Raw genomic sequence first — 13,228 nt, 5'->3', positions numbered from 1 at the left:
GGGTTCCAGGGTGGCACGAGTGGGGTGGGGAGCGGCGGGGTGGGGCGGAGTGGGGGATGCGGGTACGTGGGGTGCGTGTGGGTGGGGGCTCAGGCGCGCAGGCGCAGGCCGCGGGGGGTCGCGATGAAGCCGGCGCTTTCCAGGAGGGTGCCGAACGGGGATGTCAGGGCGGAGGCGCCGTTGACGCGCTCCACCGTGACCGTGCCGAGGGAGCCCGCGCGGGCGGCCGCGGCGAGGGCTTCGGCGGCGGCACGCAGACGGGCGTCCTCCATGACCGAGACGTCCGGGTCCGAGGGCCAGGCCAGCAGGGTCTTGCCGCCGCGCTCCATGTACAGCGTCAGCTCGCCGTCGACGAGCACGACCAGGGAGCCCGCCTTACGGCCCGGTTTGTGTCCGGCGCCGGTGGGGGGCTCGGGCCAGGAAAGGGCAGCGCCGTACGCGTTCGCGGGGTCGGCGGCGGCCAGGACCACGGCCTGGGGGGTGGCCCGGGACGAGGAACGGGAGCGGAACCGGTTGGGGGAGAGCGCGGGGTCGCTCGCGAAGCCGTGGTCGTCGGCGAAGGCGGATTCCTCGGTCTCGGAGAAACCGAGGGGACTCGTCGCGTCGAGGTCGAGGTCGTCGGGAAAGGCGTGGGTGTGCGCGGGGTCGTCGTGGCCGTCGGGGAAACCGTTGGTGTGTGCGGGGTCGCGGCCGTCGGGGAAACCGTTGGTGTGGCGGCGGCCGGGGGTGTCCGGGAAACCGGTCGGCGCCGGGAAGGTGTCTCCCGGGAAGCTGTCCCTGGGGTCCTGGGCGGTCAGTGATTCGCCCCGGTCCCGCGCGTTTGCCACCGCGCGCAGGCGGTCCACCGCTCCGTCCATCGCGAACTGGGCGGCACCCAGTCCTTCCACCACGTAACCCCGGCGGGCCTGGCCGCTGTCCTCGAAGGCGGACAGGATGCGGTACACGGCGGAGAAGCCGCCTTCGACCCCTTCCGCGGCGACGGCGCCCCGGGTCACCACGCCGTGCCGGTCGAGCAGTGTGCGGGCCAGGGCGTGGGCGCGCACGGTGGCGTCGGGCTCACGGGCGGGCAGCAGCGACCAGCGGCCGGCCACCGTCGGCGGGCCCGTACGGGACTGGGGGCGTGCCGCGCCGGTCAGGGAGCCGTAGCGACCGCGCGGGACTGTGCGTTTGGCGCGGTGCGCCGTGGACCCGGCGGTGCGACCCGAACCCAGGAGAGCGCGCATCGGTGCGAGCGTGTCGTTCGTGAGCCGACCGGACCAGGCCAGGTCCCAGATGGTGTCGGCGAGTTGGGGATCGGTGGCGTCGGGGTGGGTGGTGGCGCGGACCTGGTCGGCGATCTGGCGGAAGAACAGGCCGTAGCCCCCGGAGAGGGCGTCCAGCACCGACTGGTGCAGGGCGGTCGGCTCCAGGGGGTGCGGGTCCGGGAGGAGCAGCGGAGCCGCGTCCGCGAGATAGAGCGAGACCCAGCCGTCCTTGCCCGGCAGCGCCCCGGCCCCGGCCCAGACCACCTCTCCGGCGGCCGTGAGTTCGTCGAGCAGCGCGGGGGCGTAACCGGAGACGCGGGAGGGAAGGACCAGCTTCTCCAGGGCGGAGGCGGGCACCGAGGCGCCCTGCAACTGCTCGATGGCGCGCACCAGTCCGTCGATGCCGCGCAGCCCGTGCCCGCTGTCGACGTGCTGCCACTGTGGCAGGAACTGTGCGAGCGCGGCGGGCGGCACCGGCTCCAACTCGTGGCGCAGGGCCGCGAGCGAACGGCGCCGCAGCCTGCGCAGCACGGCCGCGTCGCACCACTCCTGGCCGATGCCCGCCGGATGGAACTCCCCCTGGACGACACGGCCGTTCGCCGCGAGGCGTTGCAGTGCTCCGTCCGTGACGGCCGTGCCGAGACCGAAGCGGGCGGCGGCGGCGGTGGAGGTGAACGGGCCGTGGGTGCGTGCGTAGCGCGCGAGGAGGTCGCCGAGCGGGTCCTTGACCGGCTCCGTGAAGGCCTCGGGGACGCCGACGGGCAGCGCTGTGCCCAATGCGTCCCGCAGGCGGCCGGCGTCCTCGATGGCCGCCCAGTGGTCGGCGCCGGCGATACGGACCTTGATGGCGCGGCGAGCGGCGGCCAGCTCCTTGGCCCACTGCGGCTCGGCGCCGCGCTCGGCCAGGTCGGCATCCGTGAGCGGGCCCAGCAGGCGCAGCAGGTCGGCGACGCCTTCGGCGTCCTTGACCCGGCGGTCCTCGGTGAGCCACTGGAGCTCCCGCTCCAGCTCGGCCAGGACCTCGGCGTCGAGCAGCTCCCGCAGCTCGGCCTGGCCCAGGAGCTCGGCCAGCAGGCGGGAGTCCAGGGACAGGGCGGCGGCGCGCCGCTCGGCGAGCGGGGAGTCGCCCTCGTACAGGAACTGGGCGACGTATCCGAACAGGAGGGAGCGGGCGAAGGGGGAGGGCTCGGGCGTGGTGACCTCGACGAGCCGCACCTTGCGGGACTCGATGTCGCCCATCAGCTCGGTGAGCCCGGGGACGTCGAAGACGTCCTGGAGGCATTCGCGGACCGCTTCCAGGACGATCGGGAACGATCCGAACTCGCTGGCTACCTGGAGCAGTTGGGCGGCGCGCTGCCGCTGCTGCCACAGCGGGGTGCGCTTTCCCGGACTGCGGCGCGGCAGCAGCAGCGCGCGGGCCGCGCACTCACGGAACCGGGCCGCGAACAGTGCCGAGCCGCCCACCTGGTCGGTGACGATCTGGTCGACCTCGCCCTTGTCGAAGGCGACGTCCGCCGCGCCGACGGGCGCCTGCTCCGTGTCGTACTCCGTGCCCAGCTTCATGGGCTCCTGGTCGAGCAGGTCCAGGCCCATCACGTCGGCGTCGGGCAGGCGCAGCACGATGCCGTCGTCGGCGTGCATGACCTGGGCGTCCATGCCGTAGCGCTCGGAGAGCCGGGCGCCCAGCGCGAGGGCCCAGGGCGCGTGCACCTGGGCGCCGAAGGGGGAGTGCACGACCACCCGCCAGTCGCCCAGCTCGTCACGGAACCGCTCGACGACGATCGTGCGGTCGTCCGGGACGTGCCCGCACGCCTCGCGCTGTTCGGTGAGGTAGGACAGCACGTTGTCGGCGGCCCAGGCGTCCAGTCCCGCGGCCAGCAGCCGCAGGCGGGCGTCGTCCTTGGGGAGCGAGCCCACCTCGCGGAGGAACGCGCCGACCGCCCGGCCGAGCTCGAGAGGGCGGCCGAGCTGGTCGCCCTTCCAGAAGGGGAGCCGGCCCGGGACACCGGGGGCGGGGGAGACCAGGACGCGGTCGCGGGTGATGTCCTCGATGCGCCAGGAACTCGTGCCGAGCGTGAAGACGTCCCCGACGCGGGACTCGTAGACCATCTCCTCGTCGAGCTCACCGACCCGGCCGCCGCCCTTCTTGGGGTCGGATCCCGCGAGGAAGACCCCGAACAGCCCGCGGTCGGGGATGGTCCCGCCGGAGGTGACGGCGAGGCGCTGAGCGCCGGGACGGCCCGTGATCGTACCCGCGACGCGGTCCCACACCACACGAGGCCTGAGCTCCGCGAAGGCGTCGGACGGATAGCGGCCCGCGAGCATGTCGAGCACGGCCGTGAACGCCGACTCGGGCAGCGAGGCGAAGGGCGCCGCCCGGCGGACCGTGGCGAGCAGGTCGTCGACCTGCCAGGTGTCGAGTGCGGTCATGGCGACGAGCTGCTGCGCCAGCACGTCCAGGGGGTTGGTGGGGACCCGCAGGGACTCGATGGAGCCGGTGCGCATCCGCTCGGTGACCACCGCCGCCTGGACGAGGTCGCCGCGGTACTTGGGGAAGACGACGCCGGTGGACACCGCGCCGACCTGGTGGCCCGCGCGGCCCACTCGCTGGAGGCCGGAGGCCACGGAGGGCGGTGACTCGACCTGGACGACGAGGTCGACCGCGCCCATGTCGATGCCGAGTTCGAGGCTGGAGGTGGCGACCACGGCGGGCAGGCGCCCCGCCTTCAGGTCCTCCTCGACCAGGGCCCGCTGCTCCTTGGACACCGAGCCGTGGTGGGCCCGCGCGATGACGGGCGGCGCCCCCTGAGCCGCGCCGGAGCCCCCCATCAGCTGGGCCGGGGCGTGCGCCTCCGCCAGGGGTTCGCCCGTCGCCCGCTCGTACGCGATCTCGTTCAGCCGGTTGCACAGGCGCTCCGCCAGGCGGCGGGAGTTGGCGAACACGATCGTGGAGCGGTGGGACTGCACGAGGTCGGCGATCCGCTCCTCGACATGAGGCCAGATGGAGGGCTTCTCCGCGCCCTCGCTGCCGTCGGCGACCGGGGAGCCGCCCAGCTCGCCCAGGTCCTCGACCGGGACGACCACGGAGAGGTCGAATTCCTTGCCCGACGGCGGTTGGACGATCTCCACCTTGCGGCGGGGCGAGAGATAGCGCGCCACCTCGTCCACCGGACGCACCGTCGCGGAGAGGCCGATGCGGCGCGCCGGCCTGGGCAGCACCTCGTCGAGGCGCTCCAGGGTGAGCGCGAGATGGGCGCCGCGCTTGGTGCCCGCGACCGCGTGCACCTCGTCCAGGATCACCGTCTCGATACCGGTCAGCGCGTCGCGCGTCGCCGACGTCAGCATCAGGAACAGTGACTCGGGGGTTGTGATCAGGATGTCCGGCGGGCGGGTGGCCAGCGCGCGGCGCTCGGCGGCCGGAGTGTCGCCGGAGCGGATGCCGACCTTCACCTCGGGCTCGGGCAGCCCGAGGCGCACCGACTCCTGCCGGATGCCGGTCAGCGGGCTGCGCAGATTCCGCTCCACGTCCACCGCGAGGGCCTTGAGCGGCGATACGTACAGCACCCGGCAGCGCTTCCTGGGGTCGGCCGGGGGCGGGGTCGAGGCCAGCTGGTCGAGCGCGGCGAGGAACGCTGCCAGGGTCTTGCCGGAGCCGGTCGGGGCGACCACCAGCACGTCCGAGCCTTCGCCGATGGCCTTCCACGCGCCGGCCTGGGCCGCGGTGGGCGCGGAGAAGGCCCCCGTGAACCAGCCGCGGGTCGCGGGGGAGAAGCCGTCCAGGGCTCGGTGTGCGGAGCTGACCATGCGTCCATCCTGCACCCGGCCACTGACAATTCCTCTGACCTGCGGAAACGCGCCCGATGGGGGCCGATGCGCCTTCGGCTGGTGGTGGGTCGGGGCCGGGCCGGGGGTATCCGTCCTCGGTCAGGCGCGGAATCGGTCGATCACCGACTTGGCGGCGTTGACGCGCCAGCCGCTGCGGGCGGACACCCCGACCCGTCCCCTTCCGCGCGTGCGCGGCTGCGGGCTGGTGAGGGTGTCTCCCGCGGCCCCTCAGCGAGGGAGTGACGGAGAATGGGGGCGTGGCAGGTTCAGGGCAGGAGCGAGCTCGGCACTGGCGGTACGCGGAGCTGCCGGGTGTCGATCTGTTGCGGGCGCGATTCGTCGAGAAGATCTTTGTGCGGCACACTCACGAGAACTTCGTGATCGCCGCCATCTCCGACGGTGTCGAGGTCTTCCACCACGGTGGCGCCGACCAGTACGCGGGTCCGGGCGCGCTCGCGCTGGTCAACCCCGACACCCCGCACACGGGCCGGGCGGGTGTTCCCGAGGGCTGGCGGTACGGGGCCGTGTACCCCTCGCCCGAGCTGGTGGCGGAGATCGCCGCGGAGACCACCACGATGCGTGGAACCCCCGGATTCGTCAGCCCGGTGCTCGACGATCCGTACGCGGCGGGTCTGGTGCACGAAGTGCTCCGGGCCGCGGAGGAGGGCAACGCGCTCGCGGCCGACACCCTGCTACGGGTCGCGGTGACCCGGTTGCTGCGCCTGAACGGCGGTCCGCTGCCGCAGCGGGGCGTGCACACCGCGGGCGCCCGTGTCGCCGCACGCGCGCGTGCCGTGCTGGAGGAGCGGATGGTCGAGCCTCCGACTCTGGAACGGCTCGCCGCCGACCTCGGCACCAGCCCGTTCGCCCTGCTGCGCGCGTTCCGCGAGACCTACGGCATGCCGCCCCACACCTGGCTGACCGACGCCCGGGTACGCCGGGCACGCCACCTCCTGGACGCCGGTTCCGCGCCCGCCGAGGCGGCCGTCGCCGTCGGCTTCACCGACCAGCCCCATCTCAACCGTCACTTCACCCGCATCGTGGGCGTGCCTCCGGGCGCCTACCAGCGCGAGCGCAAGAACGTACAAGACGCCGACGGAGGGCCGTACCTAGCGTCCGGGGTGTGGCAGAACAGACAGCTCTCGCAGACATACGCAGTGAAGAAGGCGGCGGAAAACCCGACGCGGCCGTCGTCCGGGACGCCCTGGGAGTCGGGGTCGCCGTCGGACTGTCCGGTTTCGCCTTCGGAGTGACCTCGGCAGGCAGCGGGCTCACCGTGCTGCAGACCTGCGCGCTCAGCCTCCTGGTGTTCACCGGCGCCTCGCAGTTCGCGCTCGTGGGCGCGCTCGCGGGCGGCGGCAACCCGCTCACGGCGGCCGCGGGAGCGTTCTTCCTCGGGGTGCGCAACGCGTTCTACGGACTGCGGCTGTCACAACTGCTGGCCCTCCCGCGCGCGGTACGTCCGTTCGCCGCACAGTGGGTCATCGACGAGACCACGGCCGTCGCGCTCGCCCAGCCCACCCGTCGCAGCGTCCGGATCGGCTTCACCGTCACCGGGCTCACCCTGTACGTGCTGTGGAACCTCACCACGCTGCTGGGCGCCGTCGGGGCCGAGGCTATCGGGGACACCGACGCGTGGGGGCTGGACGCCGCCGGGCCCGCCGTCTTCCTCGCCCTGCTCGCACCGATGCTGAAGACCACCACGGAGCGCGCGGTCGCCGGTGCCGCGGTTCTTCTGGGGCTGGGTCTGCTGCCCGTGCTGCCCGCCGGAGTCCCCGTCCTGGTGGCGGCGCTGGCCGCTCCCGCCGCCCTCTACATAGAGGGGCGACGCGCTCCGAAGCCCGCCGGCCGTATCCAGGCCGACAACGACGCACCAAGGGAAGACCGTTGAACATCTGGATCGCGATCGGGGCGACCGCCGTCGGCTGCTACGCCGTCAAACTCATCGGCCTGCTGGTCCCCGTCGGCGTCCTGGAGCGGCCGCTTGTCAAGCGCCTCGCCGCCCTGCTGCCCGTCGCCCTCCTGGCCGCGCTCACGGCTCAGCAGACCTTCGCCGACGGGCGTGTCCTGGTCGTGGACGCGAAGGTCGCAGGACTCGCCGCGGCCGCCGTCGCCCTGCTCCTGCGCGCCCCCTTCCTGCTCGTGGTCGGCGCGGCCGTGGTCGTGACGGCCGGAATGCGGGCGCTGACAGGCTGACGCCCGGGACGCGGACGGCCCGCACACGCGTGTGCGGGCCGGGAACCGCCCGCGTGGCTCAGCCGATGGGCCGTCCGTACGCCCGTAGGGTGCGCAGGGCCTCGATCGTCACCATGGGGCGGCACTCCAGGGCGGTACCCGGTGCCCACTGGCGCCAGCGGATCGGCCAGCCGCCGTCCTCACGCTGCTCGCCCGCCAGGAAGTCGAGCGAGCGCGCCATCTCCTCGTCGGTGAACCATGCGCGTGCGAGTGACCCCGGGGTCTTCGCGTAGTCGTGCGGGAAGTGATGCTCGTCCGGCGCGTATCCGGGCGCCACCGCAAACGCCTCCAGGCGCGCCGGATCCAGTGCCGCGAGCCGGTGCTCGCGCACCAGGCGGCCCAGCCGGTCGGCGGCGGCCTCCGCGCGGGGTCGGTCGGGGGCGGAGTCCAGGAAGGTCACGGCCGCCTCGATCTCGTACGGGTGGGACTTGTCCAGGGACTCGACCGCCCGCCAGCAGAAGTCGGTGGCCCGGAACAGCCAGGCGTGCCACACCTCGTTGCGGTGCAACAGGCCCACCACGGGCCCGGTGGCGAGGAGTTCACTCGGCGGGTCGTCGACGATCGGCACGAAAGGAGCGTGCGGATAGCCACGCTGACTGGGATGGACCGCCGGCAGCGCGCCGTCCGCCGTCGACACCGAGGTCAAGTAGCGGCACACGCGCTCCACGCGCTGTCCGCCGCACCGCCCGATCGAGTCGAGGACGCGCAGCGCGTGCCCGGTGTGCAGCGGCTGGCTGACCGGACCGCGGAGATCGGGTTCGAGCGCGTGACCGTATCCCTCGTCGTCGTTGCGGTAGGCGGCCAGCGCGGTCTCCACCGCGTCGGCGGCGCCGACGTCGCTGTCCAGGAAGTGGTACGCGAAACGGCGCTGCTCCAGCACGCGTGCGGTGAGCCAGATGAAGTGCTCGGCGCGCGAGAGCGGGGTGTGCGCCGGGGGCGTCGGGGGGAGTGGGGATGCTCCTGATTCGGCCATGTCTCAGACCGTAGGACGGAAAGCGGTCTCGGCAAGGGGTCCCGGCCCGGGCCCACTCTCAGGGGCGGGATACTGGAGTCATGCGGTTGACGGTCTTCTGGCAGCGGATGGCGGATCACTTCGGTGAGGCGTACGCCGACACCTTCGCGCGCGATCATGTGATGACGGACCTCGGCGGACGGACCGTGCACGAGGCGCTGAACGCCGGCTGGGAGGCCAAGGACGTGTGGCGCGTGGTGTGCGCGACCATGAACGTTCCGTACGAAAACCGCTGACGGACCCCGAAGATCCGGGGCCGGTCACCGATTGTCGGTGGCGTGGGCGAGACTTGCCCCGTGGCCCCGACAGACGAGACCGCGCAGGTCGACCAGCAGACATCCCCCTTCGGCACGACGCCGCCCACTCCGCCCCCGGGCGGGGACGCCCCAGGGCAGGGCGCGCACATGCCGCGCTGGCTGCCGCGCGCGATGGTGCTCGCGCTCACCCTCGTCGCCCTGTTCCAACTGGGCAGTTGGGCGTTCCACCAGCTCATCGGGCTGTTGATCAACATTCTGATCGCGTTCTTCCTGGCGCTCGCCATCGAGCCCGCGGTGAGCTGGATGGCCTCGTACGGTATGCGCCGGGGGCTGGCCGCCTTCCTCGTCTTCTTCGGTCTGCTGATCGTGACGGCCGGATTCATCACGCTGCTCGGCTCGATGCTCGCGGGGCAGATCATCAAGATGATCGAGGGCTTCCCCGAGTACCTGGACTCGGTGATCAACTGGATCAACTCGAGCTTCCACACCCATGTGAGACGGGTGGACGTCCAGGACAGCCTGGTGCACTCCGACTGGCTGCGGAAGTACGTGCAGAACAGCGCGACCGGCGTCCTGGACGTGTCCGCACAGGTGCTCGGCGGTCTCTTCAAGCTGCTGACGATCACGCTGTTCTCGTTCTACTTCGCGGCCGACGGGCCCCGGCTGCGGCGCGCGTTGTGCTCCGTGCTGCCGCCCGCGCGACAGGCCGAGGTGCTGCGCGCGTGGGAGATAGCCGTCGACAAGACCGGCGGCTATCTGTACTCGCGCGGTCTGATGGCGCTGATCTCCGGCATCGCGCACTACATCCTGCTGCAGTCCCTGGGCGTGCCCTACGCGCCCGTGCTCGCCGTCTGGGTGGGTCTGGTCTCGCAGTTCATCCCCACCATCGGTACCTATCTCGCCGGCGCCCTGCCGATGCTGATCGCCTTCACCATCGACCCCTGGTACGCGCTGTGGGTGCTGATCTTCGTCGTGGTCTACCAGCAGTTCGAGAACTACGTACTGCAGCCCAAGCTGACCGCCAAGACCGTGGACATCCACCCCGCGGTCGCCTTCGGCTCGGTCATCGCGGGCACCGCCCTCCTCGGGGCCGTGGGCGCCCTGATCGCCATCCCCGCGATCGCCACCCTCCAGGCCTTCCTGGGGGCCTATGTGAAGCGGTACGACGTCACGGACGACCCCCGGGTGCACGGTCACCGGACCAGGAGGTCGCCCTCCTTCCGCGCCCGTCTGCGGGGGCTGCTCGGCCGATGAGGCCGATGAGGTTCACCAGGGTTCACCAGGTGAGGGCCGCCCACACTCCGGCGCCCAGGACCGCCGCCGCGTAGCAGCCGACCGCCGCGTGGACGACACGCTGCCGTGTCCGCTCGCTCCACGGCGTGTGCGACAGCAGCCAGGCCAGCGCGGGCAGGACCAGCACGGCGTGCAGGCTCACTCCGTGCAGCGGCTTGAGCGGGGCCGTCGAGTGGTACGCCGCCTCCTGGTGACCGGTGCGGGTGAGGACGACCCCGCGCGCGATCATCGCGGCGCCCGACGCCAACGCGACGAGCAGGATCGCGAATCCGGAGCGCAGCGCGAGCGGCATCCCCAGTGGGCCCGTGGGCCGGTTCCTGAAGGAGGCCACCGCGAACACGGTGAGCAGCACCACGAGAACCCCGCCGCCCACCGCGAGCGTCATCGACACCGCCGTGTCGAAGCCGGTCTCCATGTTGAGGTGCGAGGGCACCCGGCGCCACGCCTGAAGGGTGATCCCGCCCACCTCCACGACACAGTCGGCGGCGAACACGACGAGCAGCGCCGAGCGCAGACGCGTTCCGACCCGCAGATACGACGTGACCCACGTGATCGCGATCAGCGTCAGCCCGAAAGAGAGCCCGAACGTGACGGGCTTGCGCCAGGAGACGGGCCCGTCCCAGGGGCCGCCGTCCACGGCGAAGACGACCAGATGCGCCAACCCGGAGAGCACCAGCACGGCGCCGGTCGCGTGGCAGAGCCGCTCGGCGGGACGCACTCCGTGCCACGCCCCACGCCACCCGGGGCCCACCGGAGACGGTCGTGCCGGAGACGGTTGTGCGGTTGGGGCGACGGCGGTGGTCACGGCGGGAGCGGGGGTTCCGCTGCGGCTCTCCATGAGGTCCAAGCTTCGGCGGCCAGGGCCGTGAGGTCGTCGTACGGCCGAAGACTCCGGTGGTACGCCCCGTGGAGTAGGCGGGGATCCAGGCCGTTGTCGGTCCGCGAACGTAGGCTCGGAGGTGCCGCGTGGTGCGCTTGACACCAAAATCGAACATCCATTCTTATGGAATCTCCGGCTGGGCTCTCGGCGGGGATTTCGGCAGGGTTTTCGCAGAGATGTACCCGAGTTATCCACAGGCTGGACGGGCGTCGGGGCGCATTGTCAGTGGCAGGCGTTAGCGTCTTTGACGTGAAGCGATCGACTCAAGCAAACCGGGTGGAACCCATGGCAGGTACGGACCGCGAGAAGGCGCTCGACGCCGCGCTCGCACAGATTGAACGGCAATTCGGCAAGGGCGCGGTGATGCGCCTGGGCGAGCGGCCGAACGAGCCCATCGAGGTCATCCCCACCGGGTCGACCGCGCTCGACGTGGCCCTCGGTGTCGGTGGCCTGCCGCGCGGCCGAGTGGTGGAGGTGTACGGCCCGGAGTCCTCCGGTAAGACGACGCTGACGCTGCACGCGGTGGCGAACGCGCAGAAGGCCGGCGGCCAGGTGGCCTTCGTGGACGCCGAGCACGCCCTCGACCCCGAGTACGCGAAGAAGCTCGGTGTCGACATCGACAACCTGATCCTGTCCCAGCCGGACAACGGCGAGCAGGCGCTGGAAATCGTGGACATGCTCGTCCGCTCCGGTGCGCTCGACCTGATCGTCATCGACTCCGTCGCCGCCCTGGTGCCGCGCGCGGAGATCGAGGGCGAGATGGGCGACTCGCACGTGGGTCTGCAGGCCCGCCTGATGAGCCAGGCCCTGCGGAAGATCACCAGCGCGCTCAACCAGTCGAAGACCACCGCGATCTTCATCAACCAGCTGCGCGAGAAGATCGGCGTGATGTTCGGCTCCCCGGAGACCACGACGGGTGGCCGGGCGCTGAAGTTCTACGCCTCGGTGCGACTCGACATCCGCCGCATCGAGACGCTGAAGGACGGCACCGACGCGGTCGGCAACCGCACCCGCGTCAAGGTCGTCAAGAACAAGGTCGCGCCGCCCTTCAAGCAGGCCGAGTTCGACATCCTCTACGGGCACGGCATCAGCCGCGAGGGCGGCCTGATCGACATGGGCGTGGAGCACGGCTTCGTCCGCAAGGCCGGCGCCTGGTACACGTACGAGGGCGACCAGCTCGGCCAGGGCAAGGAGAACGCGCGCAACTTCCTGAAGGACAACCCTGACCTCGCCAACGAGATCGAGAAGAAGATCCTGGAGAAGCTGGGCGTCGGTGTGAGGCCGGCGGAGCCCACCGCCGAGCCGGGCGCGGACGCGGCGGTCTCGACCGCCTCGGACGAGGCCGCGAAGACGGTGCCCGCTCCGGCGGCCAAGGCCACCAAGTCCAAGGCCGCGGCGGCCAAGAGCTAGTCCATGACGCGACGAACCGACTGGGCCGAGTACGCCTACCCCGTCCCCCCGCGGGGGCAGGGGCACGGGGGGAACGGCGACTCGGCCGGAGACGGTGAAAGAGCGCACGGCGGGGACGGGCCGTACGGGGACGAGACGTATGGCGACTCCTCCGCGTACTCCGGTGACACGTATGGCCCCGAGGGGTTCCATGGCGGGGATCCGTACGGCGGTGACGGTCCGACGGGCTACGGCGAAGGCGACGGTCTGACGGACGGTCACGATTCTCCGGGCGGTGGATCGCGCCGTGGCGGTGGGCGGCGTGGTGACGGGGGGCGCGGCGATGGGGGGCCGCGAGGTGGACGAGGGCGTCGGAGGCGTGGCGGTTTCGGTGAGCCGTCCGACGACCCACAGGACGGAGGCATTCCTTCCTCGTCGAGGGCCGAGAAGGGGGAGCCTCCAGCGGACCCGGCTGAGCGGGCGCGGGCGATTTGTCTGCGCCTGCTCACCGGGACCCCGCGCACGCGGAAACAGCTCGCGGACGCGTTGCGCAAGCGTGAGATCCCCGACGATGTGGCGGACGAGGTGCTGTCACGGTTCGAGGAGGTCGGGCTGATCAACGACGGTGCCTTCGCGGACGCCTGGGTGGAGTCCCGGCACCACGGCCGGGGTCTGGCCCGGCGGGCGCTCGCGCGGGAGCTGCGGACCAAGGGCGTGGACTCGACGCTGATCGACGAGGCCGTCGGGCAGCTCGACTCCGAGCAGGAAGAGGCGACGGCGCGCGAGCTCGTCGCGCGCAAGCTCCGTTCCACGCGCGGCCTCGACCGCGACAAACGGTTGCGACGCCTCGCGGGCATGCTCGCCCGCAAGGGCTACGGCGAGGGGATGGCGCTGCGCGTGGTTCGCCAGGCGCTGGAGGAAGAGGGCGAGGACACGGAGGGGTTGGGAGCTGCTGCCGATGGAGACTCGAGCACGTTCTGGTGAGCAGGAGCGAGTGCCGGTGTGAGGCGTCGTGCCACGCGCCTGGAGGGAACTGGTGTTCGTGCGTCGAATGGGTGACCTTTTCAGGCGGTGCTCGTTGGATGCGGTGTCG

10 protein-coding genes are annotated in these 13,228 nt (G+C 72.0%); 7 read left to right on the top strand and 3 right to left on the bottom strand.

Annotation, left to right across the window (positions count from 1 at the left end; all coding sequences use genetic code 11):
- Nucleotides 1–89 precede the first annotated feature (89 nt).
- Nucleotides 90–5,048 carry an ATP-dependent helicase gene (locus ACIRA5_RS41190; protein ID WP_403699983.1) on the bottom strand — a complete coding sequence of 1,653 codons (4,959 nt, stop codon included), beginning with the start codon at nucleotides 5,046–5,048 and terminating at the stop codon, nucleotides 90–92.
- Nucleotides 5,049–5,326: 278 nt separating this feature from the next.
- Here ACIRA5_RS41190 and ACIRA5_RS41185 point away from each other — a divergent pair, with 278 nt between their 5' ends.
- Genes ACIRA5_RS41185 through ACIRA5_RS41175 form a run of 3 tightly spaced genes read left to right on the top strand, consistent with a single transcriptional unit; the run spans nucleotide 5,327 to nucleotide 7,265 of the window.
- On the top strand, nucleotides 5,327–6,322 hold the full coding sequence (locus tag ACIRA5_RS41185) for an AraC family transcriptional regulator (protein WP_403699981.1): 996 nt from the start codon (nucleotides 5,327–5,329) through the stop codon (nucleotides 6,320–6,322).
- Nucleotides 6,220–6,960: an AzlC family ABC transporter permease gene (locus tag ACIRA5_RS41180; RefSeq protein ID WP_403700027.1), complete on the top strand. Its 741-nt coding sequence runs from the start codon at nucleotides 6,220–6,222 to the stop codon at nucleotides 6,958–6,960. Before ACIRA5_RS41185 ends, ACIRA5_RS41180 begins: the two co-directional genes overlap by 103 nt.
- Nucleotides 6,957–7,265, top strand: a complete 309-nt coding sequence (locus ACIRA5_RS41175; RefSeq protein ID WP_352051076.1) for an AzlD domain-containing protein — start codon at nucleotides 6,957–6,959, stop codon at nucleotides 7,263–7,265. Before ACIRA5_RS41180 ends, ACIRA5_RS41175 begins: the two co-directional genes overlap by 4 nt.
- A gap of 58 nt (nucleotides 7,266–7,323) precedes the next feature.
- Here the strand turns inward: ACIRA5_RS41175 and ACIRA5_RS41170 are convergent, their stop codons facing one another.
- A complete protein-coding gene (locus tag ACIRA5_RS41170; protein ID WP_403699978.1) occupies nucleotides 7,324–8,277 on the bottom strand; it encodes a hypothetical protein in 954 nt (317 codons plus the stop codon).
- A gap of 80 nt (nucleotides 8,278–8,357) precedes the next feature.
- On the opposite strand from ACIRA5_RS41170, the gene ACIRA5_RS41165 reads away from it, so the two are divergent.
- Nucleotides 8,358–8,552, top strand: coding sequence for a DUF3046 domain-containing protein (locus ACIRA5_RS41165; protein WP_095852261.1), 195 nt, complete (start codon nucleotides 8,358–8,360; stop codon nucleotides 8,550–8,552).
- A gap of 60 nt (nucleotides 8,553–8,612) precedes the next feature.
- On the top strand, nucleotides 8,613–9,827 hold the full coding sequence (locus ACIRA5_RS41160; RefSeq protein WP_403699975.1) for an AI-2E family transporter: 1,215 nt from the start codon (nucleotides 8,613–8,615) through the stop codon (nucleotides 9,825–9,827).
- A 22-nt stretch (nucleotides 9,828–9,849) separates the two neighbouring features.
- Here the strand turns inward: ACIRA5_RS41160 and ACIRA5_RS41155 are convergent, their stop codons facing one another.
- A complete protein-coding gene (locus ACIRA5_RS41155) occupies nucleotides 9,850–10,704 on the bottom strand; it encodes a hypothetical protein (RefSeq protein ID WP_403699972.1) in 855 nt (284 codons plus the stop codon).
- Nucleotides 10,705–11,031: 327 nt separating this feature from the next.
- Here ACIRA5_RS41155 and recA point away from each other — a divergent pair, with 327 nt between their 5' ends.
- Nucleotides 11,032–12,156: a recombinase RecA gene (gene recA / locus ACIRA5_RS41150; RefSeq protein ID WP_352051072.1), complete on the top strand. Its 1,125-nt coding sequence runs from the start codon at nucleotides 11,032–11,034 to the stop codon at nucleotides 12,154–12,156.
- A gap of 3 nt (nucleotides 12,157–12,159) precedes the next feature.
- Nucleotides 12,160–13,119: a recombination regulator RecX gene (gene recX / locus ACIRA5_RS41145; protein WP_403699969.1), complete on the top strand. Its 960-nt coding sequence runs from the start codon at nucleotides 12,160–12,162 to the stop codon at nucleotides 13,117–13,119.
- Nucleotides 13,120–13,228 lie beyond the last annotated feature (109 nt).

Source organism: Streptomyces sp. NPDC096311, assembly GCF_044763085.1.
Lineage (GTDB): Bacteria > Actinomycetota > Actinomycetes > Streptomycetales > Streptomycetaceae > Streptomyces.
The sequence above is the reverse complement of the archived record's forward strand: the minus strand, read 5'-3'. Positions and strand labels throughout refer to the sequence as shown.